General features: G+C 32.9%; 19 protein-coding genes. 9 read left to right on the top strand and 10 right to left on the bottom strand.

Annotated features, from left to right (window positions below; all coding sequences use genetic code 11):
• Positions 1 to 7: 7 nt before the first annotated feature.
• Together dltC and dltD are read left to right on the top strand one after the other, a co-directional pair.
• Positions 8 to 244: a D-alanine--poly(phosphoribitol) ligase subunit 2 gene (gene dltC / locus JV528_RS10325; protein WP_000395692.1), complete on the top strand. Its 237-nt coding sequence runs from the start codon at positions 8 to 10 to the stop codon at positions 242 to 244.
• Entirely contained in the window at positions 241 to 1,416 is a 1,176-nt protein-coding gene (gene dltD / locus JV528_RS10320) for a D-alanyl-lipoteichoic acid biosynthesis protein DltD (protein WP_000769416.1), read from the top strand. Before dltC ends, dltD begins: the two co-directional genes overlap by 4 nt.
• 257 nt (positions 1,417 to 1,673) lie before the next feature.
• Here dltD and JV528_RS10315 read toward each other — a convergent pair whose 3' ends face one another.
• Entirely contained in the window at positions 1,674 to 1,916 is a 243-nt protein-coding gene (locus JV528_RS10315) for a NifU family protein (RefSeq protein ID WP_001141883.1), read from the bottom strand.
• A gap of 100 nt (positions 1,917 to 2,016) precedes the next feature.
• Here JV528_RS10315 and JV528_RS10310 point away from each other — a divergent pair, with 100 nt between their 5' ends.
• On the top strand, positions 2,017 to 2,340 hold the full coding sequence (locus JV528_RS10310; RefSeq protein WP_000401414.1) for a YuzD family protein: 324 nt from the start codon (positions 2,017 to 2,019) through the stop codon (positions 2,338 to 2,340).
• Between the two features lie 59 nt (positions 2,341 to 2,399).
• On the opposite strand, the gene JV528_RS10305 is transcribed toward JV528_RS10310, so the two are convergent.
• Complete coding sequence (locus JV528_RS10305) at positions 2,400 to 3,464, bottom strand: NAD(P)/FAD-dependent oxidoreductase (RefSeq protein ID WP_000794020.1); 1,065 nt, start codon at positions 3,462 to 3,464, stop codon at positions 2,400 to 2,402.
• Between the two features lie 316 nt (positions 3,465 to 3,780).
• Here JV528_RS10305 and JV528_RS10300 point away from each other — a divergent pair, with 316 nt between their 5' ends.
• The 6 genes from JV528_RS10300 to JV528_RS10275 all read left to right on the top strand — a co-directional run bounded on the left by JV528_RS10300 (position 3,781) and on the right by JV528_RS10275 (position 9,776).
• Positions 3,781 to 4,017: a YuzB family protein gene (locus tag JV528_RS10300; protein ID WP_001068337.1), complete on the top strand. Its 237-nt coding sequence runs from the start codon at positions 3,781 to 3,783 to the stop codon at positions 4,015 to 4,017.
• A 12-nt stretch (positions 4,018 to 4,029) separates the two neighbouring features.
• Positions 4,030 to 4,389 carry a HesB/IscA family protein gene (locus tag JV528_RS10295; protein WP_001143497.1) on the top strand — a complete coding sequence of 120 codons (360 nt, stop codon included), beginning with the start codon at positions 4,030 to 4,032 and terminating at the stop codon, positions 4,387 to 4,389.
• 453 nt (positions 4,390 to 4,842) lie between these two features.
• Positions 4,843 to 6,051 (top strand): NAD(P)/FAD-dependent oxidoreductase, encoded by a 1,209-nt coding sequence (locus JV528_RS10290; protein WP_204177188.1) that lies wholly within the window; start codon positions 4,843 to 4,845, stop codon positions 6,049 to 6,051.
• A 130-nt stretch (positions 6,052 to 6,181) separates the two neighbouring features.
• Positions 6,182 to 7,657: a M17 family metallopeptidase gene (locus JV528_RS10285; RefSeq protein WP_001009702.1), complete on the top strand. Its 1,476-nt coding sequence runs from the start codon at positions 6,182 to 6,184 to the stop codon at positions 7,655 to 7,657.
• A gap of 409 nt (positions 7,658 to 8,066) precedes the next feature.
• A complete protein-coding gene (locus JV528_RS10280; RefSeq protein WP_000606320.1) occupies positions 8,067 to 9,383 on the top strand; it encodes a Na+/H+ antiporter family protein in 1,317 nt (438 codons plus the stop codon).
• Between the two features lie 18 nt (positions 9,384 to 9,401).
• Positions 9,402 to 9,776 carry a PaaI family thioesterase gene (locus JV528_RS10275; RefSeq protein WP_000149294.1) on the top strand — a complete coding sequence of 125 codons (375 nt, stop codon included), beginning with the start codon at positions 9,402 to 9,404 and terminating at the stop codon, positions 9,774 to 9,776.
• Positions 9,777 to 9,832: 56 nt separating this feature from the next.
• Here the strand turns inward: JV528_RS10275 and JV528_RS10270 are convergent, their stop codons facing one another.
• From JV528_RS10270 to mnhA1, 8 genes are all read right to left on the bottom strand, one after another.
• Positions 9,833 to 10,987 carry an FAD/NAD(P)-binding protein gene (locus JV528_RS10270; protein ID WP_000558774.1) on the bottom strand — a complete coding sequence of 385 codons (1,155 nt, stop codon included), beginning with the start codon at positions 10,985 to 10,987 and terminating at the stop codon, positions 9,833 to 9,835.
• A 264-nt stretch (positions 10,988 to 11,251) separates the two neighbouring features.
• Positions 11,252 to 11,608 carry a Na+/H+ antiporter Mnh1 subunit G gene (mnhG1, locus tag JV528_RS10265; RefSeq protein ID WP_000590451.1) on the bottom strand — a complete coding sequence of 119 codons (357 nt, stop codon included), beginning with the start codon at positions 11,606 to 11,608 and terminating at the stop codon, positions 11,252 to 11,254.
• On the bottom strand, positions 11,586 to 11,879 hold the full coding sequence (gene mnhF1 / locus JV528_RS10260) for a Na+/H+ antiporter Mnh1 subunit F (protein ID WP_001016306.1): 294 nt from the start codon (positions 11,877 to 11,879) through the stop codon (positions 11,586 to 11,588). The genes mnhG1 and mnhF1 overlap by 23 nt, the downstream gene beginning before the upstream one ends.
• A complete protein-coding gene (mnhE1, locus tag JV528_RS10255) occupies positions 11,879 to 12,358 on the bottom strand; it encodes a Na+/H+ antiporter Mnh1 subunit E (RefSeq protein ID WP_000290678.1) in 480 nt (159 codons plus the stop codon). The genes mnhF1 and mnhE1 overlap by 1 nt, the downstream gene beginning before the upstream one ends.
• Before the next feature lies 1 nt (position 12,359).
• Positions 12,360 to 13,856: a Na+/H+ antiporter subunit D gene (gene mnhD1, locus JV528_RS10250; RefSeq protein WP_204177192.1), complete on the bottom strand. Its 1,497-nt coding sequence runs from the start codon at positions 13,854 to 13,856 to the stop codon at positions 12,360 to 12,362.
• Positions 13,849 to 14,190 carry a Na+/H+ antiporter Mnh1 subunit C gene (mnhC1, locus tag JV528_RS10245; RefSeq protein WP_000402803.1) on the bottom strand — a complete coding sequence of 114 codons (342 nt, stop codon included), beginning with the start codon at positions 14,188 to 14,190 and terminating at the stop codon, positions 13,849 to 13,851. Before mnhC1 ends, mnhD1 begins: the two co-directional genes overlap by 8 nt.
• Entirely contained in the window at positions 14,190 to 14,618 is a 429-nt protein-coding gene (mnhB1, locus tag JV528_RS10240; protein WP_001081626.1) for a Na+/H+ antiporter Mnh1 subunit B, read from the bottom strand. The genes mnhC1 and mnhB1 overlap by 1 nt, the downstream gene beginning before the upstream one ends.
• Complete coding sequence (mnhA1, locus tag JV528_RS10235) at positions 14,611 to 17,016, bottom strand: Na+/H+ antiporter Mnh1 subunit A (RefSeq protein WP_000054596.1); 2,406 nt, start codon at positions 17,014 to 17,016, stop codon at positions 14,611 to 14,613. Before mnhA1 ends, mnhB1 begins: the two co-directional genes overlap by 8 nt.
• Between the last annotated feature and the right edge of the window lie 36 nt (positions 17,017 to 17,052).

Below are 17,052 nucleotides of genomic sequence, written 5' to 3'. Positions count from 1 at the left end.
TTTAATTATGGAATTTAGAGAACAAGTATTAAATTTATTAGCAGAAGTAGCAGAAAATGATATTGTAAAAGAAAATCCAGACGTAGAAATTTTTGAAGAAGGTATTATTGATTCTTTCCAAACAGTTGGATTATTATTAGAAATTCAAAATAAACTTGATATCGAAGTATCTATTATGGACTTTGATAGAGATGAGTGGGCAACACCAAATAAAATCGTTGAAGCATTAGAAGAGTTACGATGAAATTAAAACCTTTTTTACCCATTTTAATTAGTGGAGCGGTATTCATTGTCTTTCTATTATTACCTGCTAGTTGGTTTACAGGATTAGTAAATGAAAAGACTGTAGAAGATAATAGAACTTCATTGACAGATCAAGTACTAAAAGGCACACTCATTCAAGATAAGTTATACGAATCAAATAAGTATTATCCTATATACGGCTCTAGTGAATTAGGTAAAGATGACCCATTTAATCCTGCAATTGCATTAAACAAGCATAACGCCAACAAAAAAGCATTCTTATTAGGTGCTGGTGGTTCTACAGACTTAATTAACGCAGTTGAACTTGCATCACAGTATGATAAATTAAAAGGTAAGAAATTAACATTTATTATTTCACCACAATGGTTTACAAACCATGGTTTAACGAATCAAAACTTTGATGCTCGTATGTCTCAAACTCAAATTAATCAAATGTTCCAGCAGAAAAACATGTCTACTGAATTAAAACGTCGTTATGCACAACGTTTATTACAGTTTCCACATGTACACAATAAAGAATACTTGAAATCTTATGCTAAAAACCCTAAAGAAACTAAAGATAGTTATATTTCTGGTTTTAAAGAGAATCAATTGATTAAAATAGAAGCGATTAAATCATTGTTTGCAATGGATAAATCTCCATTAGAACATGTTAAACCTGCTACAAAACCAGACGCTTCTTGGGATGAGATGAAACAAAAAGCAGTTGAAATTGGTAAAGCTGATACTACATCGAATAAATTTGGTATTAGAGATCAATACTGGAAATTAATTCAAGAAAGTAAGCGTAAAGTTAGACGTGACTACGAATTCAATGTTAATTCTCCAGAATTCCAAGATTTAGAATTACTTGTAAAAACAATGCGTGCTGCTGGTGCAGATGTTCAATATGTAAGTATTCCATCAAACGGTGTATGGTATGACCACATTGGCATCGATAAAGAACGTCGTCAAGCAGTCTATAAAAAAATCCATTCTACTGTTGTAGATAATGGTGGTAAAATTTACGATATGACTGATAAAGATTATGAAAAATATGTTATCAGTGATGCCGTACACATCGGTTGGAAAGGTTGGGTTTATATGGATGAGCAAATTGCGAAACATATGAAAGGTGAACCACAACCTGAAGTAGATAAACCTAAAAATTAAAATACAAATAGCACATAACTCAACGATTTTGATTGAGCGTATGTGCTATTTTTATATTTTAAATTTCATAGAATAGTAATATGCGCTTGGATATGTGGCTATAATAAAATAATGAATCAGATAAATAGTATAAAATAACTTTCCCATCAGTCCAATTTGACAGCGAAAAAAGACAGGTAATAACTGATTATAAATAATTCAGTATTCCTGTCTTTGTTGTTATTCATAATATGTGCTGTTAACTTAATATCTTTATATTAGAATACTTGTTCTACTTCTATTACACCAGGCACTTCTTCGTGTAATGCACGCTCAATACCAGCTTTAAGAGTGATTGTAGAACTTGGGCATGTACCACATGCACCATGTAATTGTAATTTAACAATACCGTCTTCTACGTCAATCAATGAGCAGTCGCCACCATCACGTAATAAAAATGGGCGAAGACGTTCAATAACTTCTGCTACTTGATCAAACATCGTTGTATCTTCAGTAGGCATCAGGCAAGTCTCCTTTCGAGAGATGAATTTGATAATCTTTATTAGTATATTATAATAGATAGTGTAATAAAAATCTATCAAACCAATGGGGGATAAATATATGGAGCACGTGAGTGTGGTAGTATATGGGGCAGATGTTATATGTGCAAGTTGCGTTAATGCGCCAACATCGAAAGATATTTATGACTGGCTACAGCCGCTATTAAAAAGAAAATACCCAAATATATCATTTAAATATACGTATATAGATATTACAAAAGATAATGACAACTTAACAGATCATGATTTACAATTTATTGAAAGAATAGAACAAGATGAGCTATTTTACCCATTAATTACAATGAACGATGAATATGTAGCAGATGGTTATATACAAACAAAGCAAATCACTCGATTTATAGACCAAAAGCTTGTGAATGAATAATATACACATAATAAAAAGCAATGTCAGTAATAGTGCGAACTGACATTGCTTTTTAATTTTTAACCATTATGATATTTATATAACCAAAGTACGCCGGATTTTAAAATAGAAGCGAGTCGTCCTGTTACAGTGCGATCCATGATATATGCAAAACCTTGTTTATCTCCTAATGACCCAACGATACCTTGTACCTTTAGTTCGGGCATTTTGTCAGGTAATGGTTCATTTAGCCATTGCTTTTTAAGCACATCGGCAATTTGATCACCTTGAACTTCGGCTAACTGAGCACTTGGCGCATGTGGTAAATCAGCACAATCACCAACTACATAGACGTTACGATATGTTGGTACTTGATGATACTGGTTAACTATCACGCGTCCATTACTATTTATGTCAATCGGCAAGTTACGAACAACTTCAACAGGTTGAATTCCTGCTGTCCATACAACTAAATCAATATCTTTAGGTTCATCACAGTTATATATTTTACCAGGTTCAACTTTATTAATATTTGAATTTGGAACAACGGTAACATTATTTTTGGCGAACCATTTCGCAACATACTTACTTAATTTTTCTGGAAAATTTCTTAAAATTCGTGGCCCACGGTCATAAAGATATATTTCCAAGTCTGATCTACTTTCTCTTAATTCGCTGGCAAGTTCTATGCCGCTTAATCCAGCACCAACGATACCAACTTTAGCACCTTCTGGTAGTTCACTAATACTATGGAAAGTATCCCGAGCCTTTGAGAGTGTTTGAATACTATGTGTATATTCTTCGGCTCCTGGAACGTTATGATATTTATCTTCACATCCTAAACCAATGATTAGCTCATCATAATCAATTTTAGAATTACCGACTGAGACAATTTGAGCATCTAAATCTATGTCGTTAATTTCACCATAAACCGTATTCACTTGTGGATGATTAGGGAATTTCATGCGAACATCTTTATCTGATTTCGTGCCCGCAGCTAAAGCATAAAATTCTGGTTTCAATCCATGAAATGGCATACGATCAACTAATGTGACTGTATAATCTTGTGGTAAAGATGTAGTTAAAATGCGTGACATGATACGCATATTACCATATCCGCCGCCTAACAAAACTAAGTTTTTCATAATGAAGTACCCCTTTTATATGTTAATATTTACTTTAATTTTGAAAAGATCAAAGTGCATAGATATATTTGTTAATGAACAGTTATAAAATGCAAGTGTCTTTGATTCATCAATAACCCCTAAAAAAGTAAATATGTATTTATATGCTTATTATATATTTTTTTGAAAATGACTACAAATAAATATTTGTACTAACTAAGGCACTATTGCATAACTGGGATAAGAAACATCAGTTGTTGCTAATTGAGCACATCATGTTAAAATACCAGTTTTAAAATGCTATAATATTGTAACAAATGAAATAAGAAGGTGAAGTATGAATCCGATCGTAGAATTTTGTCTCTCTAACATGGCAAAAGGTGGAGATTATGTTTTTAATCAACTGGAAAATGACCCAGATGTCGATGTGTTAGAGTATGGTTGCCTGACACATTGTGGTATATGTTCAGCCGGGTTGTATGCTTTAGTAAATGGTGATATTGTTGAAGGTGATTCGCCGGAAGAATTATTACAAAATATATATGCACATATAAAAGAAACTTGGATTTTTTAAGGAGGAGTTATCATGCCAACAGTTATATTAACAGAAGCAGCTGCCTACGAAGTAAAAGATATGCTTAAAGCAAATGAAATGCCAGATGGCTATTTAAAAATTAAAGTGAATGGTGGCGGGTGCACTGGTTTAACATACGGTATGGGTGCAGAAGAAGCGCCTGGTGAAAATGATGAAGTCTTAGAATACTTTGGATTAAAAGTTTTAGTAGACAAAAAAGATGCACCCGTATTAAATGGTACGACTATTGATTTTAAGCAATCATTAATGGGTGGCGGTTTCCAAATCGACAATCCTAATGCAATTGCATCATGTGGCTGTGGTAGTTCATTTAGAACTGCAAAAGTTGCAGGTAATCCTGAAAACTGCTAATAAAATAACTTTTTAATGATTAACCCAATTTTGGGGATACAAATTGATATCAATTTCGATTAGGGACATATTTGATTATGTCCTATTTTTGCGTAAAGATATTTTGTTTTATTAAAAAGCTTATTGAAAATTAAGAATCTGACTATTAATAGTATTTTAAATGATCGTGATAACGGATACATTTTTAATCGAAATCAGGCTACGAAAAAATTAATTAATTTTTTCACAATCTGACTGAATCTTGCTTGAAAATATAACATAAAAGCTATAGAATTAGTATTGGATTAAAAATGTCTTTTTTGTGAACATCACAGGTTTTTACATAATTTAAAAGACTTAAATAACAAAATGATGATAAACTAGTATACATTGTGGTAAAAGTAGTAATGACCAGTTGTTACTAGTAATTATCAGCATTTGGTTAAAAAAATATGAAAGCTTAGGTGAAATTAAATGGCTCAAGATCGTAAAAAAGTACTTGTACTTGGTGCTGGTTATGCAGGTTTACAAACTGTAACTAAATTGCAAAAAGCGATATCAACAGAAGAAGCAGAAATTACGCTTATTAATAAAAATGAATATCACTATGAAGCAACATGGTTACATGAAGCATCAGCAGGTACACTAAACTATGAAGATGTATTATATCCTGTGGAAAGTGTCTTGAAGAAAGACAAAGTGAACTTTGTTCAAGCAGAAGTAACAAAAATTGACCGTGATGCTAAAAAGGTAGAAACAAATCAAGGCATTTATGACTTTGATATTTTAGTAGTAGCATTAGGTTTCGTTAGTGAAACATTCGGCATCGAAGGTATGAAAGATCATGCTTTCCAAATTGAAAATGTTATCACAGCACGTGAATTATCACGTCATATCGAAGACAAATTTGCTAACTATGCAGCATCAAAAGAAAAAGATGATAACGATTTATCTATCTTAGTTGGTGGTGCTGGATTCACTGGTGTTGAATTCTTAGGTGAATTAACAGACAGAATTCCTGAATTATGTAGCAAATATGGTGTGGATCAAAATAAAGTTAAAATCACTTGTGTTGAAGCAGCACCTAAAATGTTACCAATGTTCTCAGAAGAATTAGTTAACCACGCAGTTAGCTACTTAGAAGACCGCGGTGTTGAATTTAAAATTGCTACACCAATCGTTGCTTGTAACGAAAAAGGTTTCGTAGTTGAAGTAGATGGTGAAAAACAACAATTAAATGCAGGTACTTCAGTATGGGCAGCTGGTGTACGTGGTAGTAAATTAATGGAAGAATCATTTGAAGGCGTTAAACGTGGACGTATCGCTACAAAGCAAGATTTAACAATTAATGGTTACGACAACATTTTTGTTATTGGTGACTGTTCAGCGTTTATCCCAGCTGGAGAAGAACGTCCATTACCAACTACAGCACAAATTGCAATGCAACAAGGTGAAAGTGTTGCTAAAAACATTAAACGCATCTTAAACGGTGAATCAACTGAAGAATTCGAATACGTTGATCGTGGAACTGTTTGTTCTTTAGGTTCACATGACGGTGTAGGTATGGTATTTGGTAAACCTATCGCTGGTAAAAAAGCAGCATTCATGAAAAAAGTGATTGATACACGTGCGGTATTCAAAATCGGTGGTATCGGTTTAGCATTCAAAAAAGGTAAATTCTAGGCTTTAAATTAAGTTACAGCTAAACACATAAAATTAAATTATTCATTTATAAAGTCCTTCAGTGTCACTGAAGGGCTTTATTGTTGTACAATTTGAAGTGAGTAACATATCAAATCTAAGGAGGTACATTATGAATTTTAAATTAAATAACACACTAAGCAACGAAATAAATACATTGATTATTGGTATACCAGAACATTTAAATCAGTTAGAGCGCATTAGTTTTAATCATATCGATATTACAGAATCACTTGAAAGACTAAAACATCAACATATTATTGGTAGTAAAGTTGGGAAGATTTATACAACTGCATTTGATGTACAAGATCAAACATATCGTTTAATTACAGTTGGTTTAGGAAACTTAAAAACACGTAGTTATCAAGATATGTTGAAAATATGGGGACATCTTTTCCAATACATAAAGTCAGAACACATTGAAGATACGTATTTACTTATGGATTCATTTATTTCAAAATATGATCAGTTATCAGATGTATTAATGGCATGCGGCATTCAAAGTGAGCGTGCAACATATGAATTCGATCATTATAAATCAAGTAAGAAGGCACCGTTTAAGACGAATTTAAACCTTATTAGTGAATCATTAATTGAATTAGATTTCATTCATGAGGGTATCAGTATTGGCCAATCCATTAATTTGGCAAGAGACTTTAGTAATATGCCACCGAATGTATTAACACCACAAACATTTGCAGAAGATATTGTTAATCATTTTAAAAATACAAAGGTCAAAGTAGAGGTTAAAGATTATGACACTTTAGTTTCTGAAGGATTTGGACTTTTACAAGCGGTAGGTAAAGGTAGTAAGCATAAACCGAGATTAGTAACCATCACATATAATGGCAAAGATAAAGATGAAGCACCAATTGCCTTAGTTGGTAAAGGTATAACGTATGATTCTGGTGGTTATAGTATTAAAACGAAGAATGGCATGGCTACAATGAAATATGACATGTGTGGCGCTGCGAATGTCGTTGGCATCATTGAAGCGGCTAGTCGTTTACAACTGCCTGTAAATATTGTCGGAGTGCTTGCTTGTGCTGAAAATATGATAAATGAAGCATCAATGAAGCCAGATGATGTATTTACAGCATTAAGTGGTGAAACTGTAGAAGTAATGAATACAGACGCTGAAGGTAGATTAGTCCTTGCAGATGCTGTGTATTATGCAAATCAATATCAGCCTAGTGTGATTATGGACTTTGCTACATTAACGGGTGCAGCAATTGTTGCACTAGGAGATGATAAAGCTGCTGCATTTGAATCGAATAGTAAAGTGATATTAAACGATATATTACAAATAAGTTCTAAAGTCGATGAAATGGTATTTGAATTACCGATTACTGCCACCGAACGTGCAAGTATTAAACACAGTGATATCGCTGATTTAGTTAACCATACGAATGGACAAGGTAAAGCGCTATTTGCGGCAAGTTTTGTAACACATTTTAGTGGTCAAACACCTCACATTCATTTCGATATTGCAGGTCCAGCAACGACTAATAAAGCTTCATATAATGGTCCAAAAGGGCCAACAGGATTTATGATTCCAACGATAGTCCAATGGTTAAAACAACAATAATTTAATTATTTGCCTGATACAACTTGTGTCTTGTTATACATTTCTAATTTAACTCTTGAAAGTATAAAGGATCGCATTGTAGCAGGCATTTTCATTATTGTAAGAAAATATAAATCGCATATCCTTGTGAGCATAAATCAACTTGAATAGCATTGCAAAAAATATTATAAGCATATGTTCATTCAGTCAACGACTACTAATATAACATTATAGAACTTAGGATTTTGATTGGTGTTCCAGGCTTGTAAAATTGTTTGATTTAATGAAAGCGAAAATTATTTTAAGAAAGACAATTAACTAAAAAATAAAGATTATTAGTATAGTTTGCTATTGACAGGTGTTAAAGCTACTGATACTATGTAGTCTATAAACGCTTTAGTTCGATAGAGTGATAAAGGATGGTTGTCATATGATAAATGCAGTAGTAATAGCAGTAATATTAATGATTGTGCTATGTTTATGTCGATTAAACGTAGTTATAAGCTTATTTATCAGTGCGCTAGTTGGTGGCTTAATTTCAGGCATGAGCATTGAAAAAGTTATAAATGTATTTGGGAAAAATATAGTCGATGGTGCTGAGGTAGCATTAAGCTATGCCTTATTAGGTGGATTTGCAGCATTAATTTCATACAGTGGTATCACAGACTATTTAGTAGGAAAAATTATAAATGCAATTCACGCTGAAAATAGTCGATGGTCAAGAGTTAAAGTAAAAGTGACAATAATTATTGCATTATTAGCTATGAGTATCATGAGTCAAAACTTAATTCCTGTACATATTGCATTCATTCCAATTGTCATCCCACCATTGTTAAGTCTGTTTAATGATTTAAAAATAGATAGACGTTTAATCGGTTTGATTATCGGTTTTGGTTTATGTTTCCCGTATGTATTATTACCTTATGGATTCGGTCAAATTTTCCAACAAATTATTCAAAGTGGCTTTGCAAAGGCGAATCACCCAATTGAGTTTAATATGATTTGGAAAGCAATGCTTATTCCTTCAATGGGGTATATTGTTGGCTTACTTATCGGCTTATATGTATATCGTAAACCACGTGAATATGAAACACGTAAAATTTCAGATAGTGACAATGTTACAGAGTTAAAACCATATATCTTAATAGTAACAATTGTAGCAATACTAGCTACATTTTTAGTACAAACATTTACAGATTCAATGATTTTTGGTGCACTGGCCGGAGTACTCGTATTCTTTATTTCACGTGCATATAATTGGTATGAATTAGATGCTAAGTTTATTGAAGGTATTAAAATTATGGCTTATATTGGTGTAGTTATTTTAACAGCAAATGGATTTGCTGGTGTAATGAATGCTACTGGTGATATAGATGAATTAGTTAAAACTTTAACAAGTATTACTGGTGATAATAAATTATTTAGCATTATCATGATGTATGTGATAGGTTTAATTGTCACTTTAGGTATTGGATCATCATTTGCAACAATTCCTATTATCGCATCATTATTCATTCCTTTTGGAGCGTCAATTGGACTAGATACAATGGCATTAATCGCATTGATTGGAACAGCGAGTGCATTAGGTGACTCAGGTTCACCTGCAAGTGATTCAACATTAGGACCAACTGCGGGATTAAATGTTGATGGCCAACATGATCATATACGCGATACATGTGTACCAAACTTCCTGTTTTATAATATTCCTTTAATGATTTTCGGTACTATTGCTGCTATGGTACTATAAGCATAAAGAGGTGAAAATATGACTCATTTATTAGAGACATTTGAGATGTCAATAGATCACCAGGAAGATGGTTTAGTTGTTATTTCTATGCCTGTTACTGATAAAGTAAAACAACCATTTGGATATTTACATGGTGGTGCTTCGATTGCTTTAGGTGAAACAGCATGTTCATTAGGATCTGCTAATCTAATTGATACAACCAAATTTATTCCATTAGGTTTAGAGATGAATGCCAACCATATTCATTCTGCTAAAGATGGTCGTGTTACTGCGACAGCTGAAATTATTCATCAAGGTAAGTCGACACATGTATGGGATATAAAAATTAAGAATGACAAAGAACAATTAATTACAGTTATGCGTGGTACAGTTGCTATTAAACCTTTAAAATAAAAGAACTGCTAGCTGAAATGTTATGAGATATTCATAACTACGGCTAGCAGTTTTTTTTATGCGCTATATTGCTGTAGTTTTAGAAATGCTTGTTCAATGCGTTCGGCAGCTTTACGGCCACCCATAACATTTCTACCAAATGGTCCTAATTCTAAGTCTGCAAAGCATCCTGCGACAAATAGATTTGGTATCCATTCTAATTTTTCGGAAATAACAGGGTAATTACATTCGTTGATAGGTGCATCATAATTTTGTATTAATTGCTTAATAAGTGGTTGTGACATAAAATCTTGTTCAAAACCAGTTGCAACCATAATCTGTTGATATGGAACAGAATCATTTTCAGTGTTAATTAAACCATCACTAATTTGAGTGATAGGTGTTTTATGCACATTTATACGACCATTTTTAATATGTTTTTTAAGGCGTAAGTACAGTTCGTGAGGCATTGATCCTTTATGACGTTCACGTTGTACAATGGCATTTCTTTCACGCATGCTTTTAGTACTTAAAAATGAAGACATATTTTTCGGACCTAACCAACCAGGGTCAGCATCAAAGTCATGTATTTCAATATCTTTATTTAGCCATAAATGAATCTTTTTATCGTCATCATGATTTAACAATTTAAGTGCAAGATGTGCAGCAGTAATGCCACTACCAACGATATGATCGGTCTTATCATATACTACTTGATCATGTTCTTTCTCGAAGATATGATTTACATTCTGTTTGTCTTTTAAAATGTCAGGCATAAACGGAATATTTGTACTACCTATTGCAATAACGACGCAATCTGTAGTGATAATTTGTCCATCTTCTAACTTGATATGCCATTTGTCTCCTTGTTTATCTAAAGTTTGAACTAAACCTTGAACTAAGCAATCCTCTAATTGATATTGTTTAGAAGCATGTGCAATATGATCCATAAACATTGTCAATTCAGGTCGCTGATAAGGACCATAAAAAGCATTTGTATATTGGTGCTGTTTAGCGAATTGTTTTAGATGGAACGGTTGTGGATGTACGTGATGTACAATCGGTGATCTCAAATAAGGCATTTCTATTCGATTTGTATATGAGTTAAACCTTTGGCAAAAAGTTTCGTGTGGGTCAATGATTGTTAATCGGTCTGTTGTTAATCCGCTTGATAATAGTTTTTGTGCGATTGCAGTTCCCTGTATGCCACCGCCGATAATTGTCCAATGCATAATAAAACCTCTCTCTTTTTTTAAAGCGTAATCGTTACGATTTATAATTATTATTATCATAATACATAACGACATGAAAGGCAATTAAATTAAAGAGATATACGTGGATTGGGCGAAGCTGTAGTCAAAGAAGTATGTACTAAACTAAATTCATTGAAAAAGAGGTAACAATGTCAAAAGAAAACAGCAGTAAAATCATTCCTAATTTGGAATCATCTTACTGCTGTTTGTTGTTGATTTATATTCATGACTTTGTTATATAATCTATAATTTTGTGTCTTTTAAGTCTTCCGAAATTTCATCGACTTTAGTCTTTTTAGTATAAGGCGTTTTAATATTATATGCTGCTTTCATAATCATATGACTTGAAAGAGGACCTGTAATTAATACAAAGATAATCGCAACGATTAATTGCATATTTACAAAACCTTGAGTAGCAATAAAATATAAAAACGTACCAAATAGTAATGACATTGCACCTAATGTTGATGCTTTTCCGGCAGCATGTGCACGTGAATATACATCTTCAAGTCTCAATAATCCTATGGCTGCTAGGGCGCTAATTAAAGCACCGATGATAACAAAGATAAGTGCAAGACTAATCAGTATGATTTTGATCATGTTCAATCACCTTACCTTTGTCCATAAATTTAGAGAATACTGCAGTACCTAAAAAGGCTAATATACCAATCATCATAATAACGACAATCATGTATTTAATATTTAATAAAATACTGAATAATGCTATAACTGCCATTAATTGAAGACCAATCGCATCTAATGCGACAACACGATCGGCAAGTGATGGGCCTAGTACAACGCGAATGAGCATAGCTAACATAGAAATGACAACTATGATTAATGCAATAACGATAATAACATTATGATTCATTATATTTCGCCCACCTCTCTTACAATTTTCTCTAATGATGTTTTAATACTTTCTACTTCTTGCTCTTTAGTTGAAAAATCTATGGCATGAATATAAATTTTTGTACGATCATCACTTACACCAAGCACTACAGTACCAGGTGTTAATGTAATTAAATTAGACAACAAGACAATTTGCCAATCTTTTTTTAAATCTGTGTGGTAAACAAAGAATCCCGGTTCATTTTTAATCGAAGGTTTAATAATAATTTTCAAAACATCAAAATTAGCTTTAATCAGTTCGATTAAGAAAATAATAACTAATTTAACAATACGATATAGCGTGATGACATAAAACCTACCTGGTAACACTCTGTGTAAGAGGTAAACAAGAACTAGGCCAAAGATGAAACCTAACACAAAGTTATTTGTTGTGTAACTATTTGTCACAAACAACCAAAACACTGCGATAATAAAGTTTAATACTAATTGTACAGCCATGTTATTTACCTCCTAATACAGCTTTAACGTAGGTTGATGGATTGTAGAATGTCTCTACACCAGCTTTTACCATTGGATATAAGTAATCTGCTGACAATCCATATAAAACAGTTATCACAACTGCAACGATTGCAATCGTAGTTAAATATTTGACGTCGACTTTGTTATTAAGATCATATCCTTTTGGTTGACCGAAAAAGCCTTGTAGGAATATGCGAATGACAGAATATAATACGACTAAACTTGATAATAAGACGATGACACCACTTAAATAAAATCCTCTTTCAAATGTTGATTGGACAATGAAAAATTTTCCATAAAAGCCACTGAGTGGGGGAATGCCAGCTAAACTTAATGCTGCGATAAAGAATGACCAACCAAGTACAGGATATTGTTTAATTAAGCCACCAAATTGTCTTAAATCAGCAGTGCCTGTAATTTTAATCATAATTCCGATAAGCAAGAATAATGCAAGTTTTACTAACATGTCGTGCAATGTATAGTAAATAGCACCAATCATACCTGACTCTGTCATCATTGCAACGCCGACTAAGATCACACCTACAGCAATCATGACATTGTATAGGATGATTTTTTTAATGTTGGCATATGCAACAGCACCGACACAACCAAAGATGATCGTTAATAGTGCTAAGAATAAAATGACATAATGTGAAAAGCTTACATTATCACTAAAGAATAAGCTCAATGTTCTAGCGATTGCATAAACACCAACTTTTGTTAACAAAGCACCAAAGAATGCAATGATTGGAATTGGTGGTGCATAGTATGCACTAGGTAACCAAACAAACATTGGAAATACGCCAGCTTTTGTAGCAAAAACAAAGATAAATAGTATGAAAACGATATTGACTAAGCCACTGTCATGCGCTGAAAGGTTAGCTAATTTATTGCTTATATCTGCTAGATTCAATGTTCCTACTACTGAATATAAAATCGCTACACCCATTACGAAGAAGGATGATGATACAACGTTAACAAGAACATATTTTATTGTTTCTTGTAGTTGAATTTTTGTAGAACCAATTACTAATAAGAAATATGATGACATTAGAAATACTTCGAAAAATACGAATAGGTTGAAAATGTCACCAGTTGTAAAGGCACCAATGATACCTATTAACATAAATAGTACTGAAAAATAATAATAATATCTTTCACGTTCAATACCAATTGTTTGGTATGAATATAAAATCACAATAGCTGTAATAATAATACTAGTAATAATTAGTAGGGCACTGAATATGTCTAAAACAAAGACAATACTGTAAGGCGCTTTCCATGAACCTAGTTCAACTCGTAATGGTCCATGTTTTACAACATTTGCTAAATTGATAATTGCCGCGACCAAGGTTAATAATGTACCGCCTAGTGCGACATAACGCTTTATAATAGGACGTTTTCCAATAAAGACAAGTAATATGGCTGTAATTACTGGAATGACGAGCGTTAACACAAGCATATTACTTTCAATCATCTTCTGGAACTCCTTTCATACTCTCAACGTTATCTGTGCCTAATTCTTTATATGTTCTAAATGCTAATACTAAGAAAAAGGCTGTTGTCGCAAAGGCGATAACGATTGCTGTTAAAATAAGTGCTTGCGGGATAGGATCAACATAGCTTTTTACGTTCGCTTCATAAATTGGAACAGTACCATGTTTAAGTCCACCCATAGTTATTAAAAATAAATTTGCTGCATGTGTTAGTAGTGTAGTTCCCATAACAATTCGTATCAGACTTTTAGACAAAACGAGATAGACACTAATTGCTGTGAGAATACCACTAACAAAAATCATAATAATTTCCACTATTCGTTCTCTCCAATCGAAATAATAATTGTCATGACAGTACCAACTACTGCACATAAAACACCGAAATCAAAGAATACTGCTGTTGTCATATGAACAGGTTCTAATATAAATAACGGTATATCAAATGTGACATGCGTAAAGAAATTTTTACCTAAAAACCAACTTGCGATAGGCGTCGCAATACAAAAAACTAATCCGATACCTATCAAGATTTTAAAATCTAATGGGAAAATTTTACGCATTGTTTCTATATCAAATGCAATCGTAATGATAACAAGTGAACTTGCGAATAATAATCCGCCGACGAAACCGCCACCAGGTGTATAATGTCCTGCTAAGAAAAGTGAAAAACCAAAGACCATTACCATGAAAAAGATAATAACTGCAGCAAATTGCAAAATTAGATCATTTTGTTGTCTATTCATGATTTTTCACCTCGTTACCTTGCGTTTGACGCTTTTTACGTAATTTAATCATTGTATATACAGCTAATCCTGCGATACCAAGCACAGATGACTCGAATAAAGTATCCATACCACGGAAATCAACAAGTATGACGTTTACCATGTTTTTACCGTGAGCTAAATCATAAACGTGCTCTTGATAAAACTTAGATATCGATTCAAAATGTCTATTTCCGTATGCAATTAAACCGATAATAATGACGGACAAACCAACACCACCAGCAATTAAAGCATTAGTAAGCTGGAATGAGCGCTTTTCATTATAACGATTTAAATTTGGTAAGTGGTAGAAGCATAATAAGAACAATGCTGTTGAAATAGATTCAACGACAAACTGTGTCAATGCTAAGTCGGGTGCTTTAAAGAATATAAACAATACAGACACAGCATATCCAACTGCACTTAACATAATGATGCTAAATAATCTTGATTTAGCGAAAAGAATTAAAAAGGCAGCACTTAATAATAAAATTACGATACAAACTTCGAAAATTCTAATCGGACTAACGTCTTTAAAATTAATGTTGAAAGGTACTGAGAATACAGTGACAAATGTTAATAAAATTAATGCACCAAAAATGATAACTAAATTATTACGTGAATAATCGGTAACATAGCTATTCGTCATCTTTTCAGAGTAGTTTGGAATAACATTTGCACTTCTGTTGTACCAATAATTGAATGTTAGTTTACCAGGTTGTCGTTGCAACAATTTCACCCAATAACTAAATGTCACAATTAGTAAGATACCTAAAATATAAATCACTAATGTTGATAAAAAGGCAGGCGTTAATCCATGGAACATATGGAATTCAACATCATCAATTACCGTATGATTAATCGAAGATGTAGCTGGTTCAATAATCGAATTAGTTAAAATGCCAGGGAATAAACCAAATACAATTACTAATGTAGCTAAAATAGCTGGTGATAAAAGCATTAATATTGATACTTCGTGTGCTTTTTTAGGTAATTGTTCAGGTTTATATTGTCCGAAAAATATATGCATTATAAATTTAATTGAATATACAAATGTGAAGACACTGCCCACTATACCAATGATTGGGAATAGGTAGCCTAATGTATCAACACTGAATAAATTTGCTTGGCTTGCTGTAAATGTTGTTTCTAAAAATGATTCTTTTGATAAGAAACCATTGAACGGTGGTACACCAGCCATACTTAATGCTGTAATAACAGTGATTGTAAATGAAATAGGCATAATTGTTAGTAAGCCACCTAATTTCTTAACATCACGTGTACCAGTAGAATGATCCACTGCACCTGTAATCATAAATAGGGCACCTTTAAATGTTGCATGGTTAATTAAATGGAATATTGCAGCCGTAAATGCAGCAGCATATATTTTGCTATCATCGCCTTGATAGTGATAACTAATGGCACCGATTCCAAGCATCGCCATAATCATACCTAATTGGGATACTGTTGAAAATGCCAGTATACCTTTCAAGTCTTGTTGTTTTGTTGCGTTTAGCGAAGCCCAGAATAACGTAATTAAACCAACGAGTGTGACAGTCCATATCCAACCTTGCGATGCTGCGAAGATTGGTGTCATTCGAGCGATTAAATATAAACCTGCTTTAACCATTGTTGCTGAATGAAGATAAGCACTGACTGGTGTAGGTGCTTCCATTGCATCTGGTAGCCAAATATAAAATGGAAACTGAGCAGATTTTGTAAAAGCACCAATCATGATTAAAATCATCGCAAAAATGAAGAATGGGCTATTTTGAATTTCAGAAGCATGTTGAATCATGTACTGAATGCTAAATGATTGCGTTGGTATAGCGAGTAAGATGATACCACCTAATAATGATAGACCACCAAATACTGTGATTATGAGCGATTTTTGAGCACCATGTATAGATGCTTGTCGTTCGCGCCAGAATGAAATAAGTAAAAAACTAGAAAATGACGTTAGCTCCCAGAATAAATATAGAATAATAACATTATCTGAAAGTACGACACCTAACATTGCACCCATAAATAGTAATAAATAACAATAAAAATTCCCTAGTTGTTCTGACTTACTTAAGTAGCCGATTGAATATAATACTACTAAACTGCCGATTCCTGAAATAAGCAAACTAAAGAGTAAACCTAAGCCATCAAGATATAAATCAAAGTTCATACCAAAATGAGGCATCCAATTTAAGGTTTTCATTACAGTATTACCTGACATCGTCGTTTTAATTAATGTAAGCATATAAATAAATATGACGATAGGGACAGGTAATACGAACCATCCTAAATGTATACGTTTAAAAAATCTATACAGGATAGGAATAATGAGTGCGAATATTAACGGTAATATCACCGCAATATGTAACAAACTCACTATGTTGTCCTCCTTTAAAAAATATTTATGTTATTC

Source organism: Staphylococcus sp. GDB20D11A (assembly GCF_016893255.1).
GTDB classification, from domain to species: domain Bacteria; phylum Bacillota; class Bacilli; order Staphylococcales; family Staphylococcaceae; genus Staphylococcus; species Staphylococcus aureus.
The sequence above is the reverse complement of the archived record's forward strand: the minus strand, read 5'-3'. Positions and strand labels throughout refer to the sequence as shown.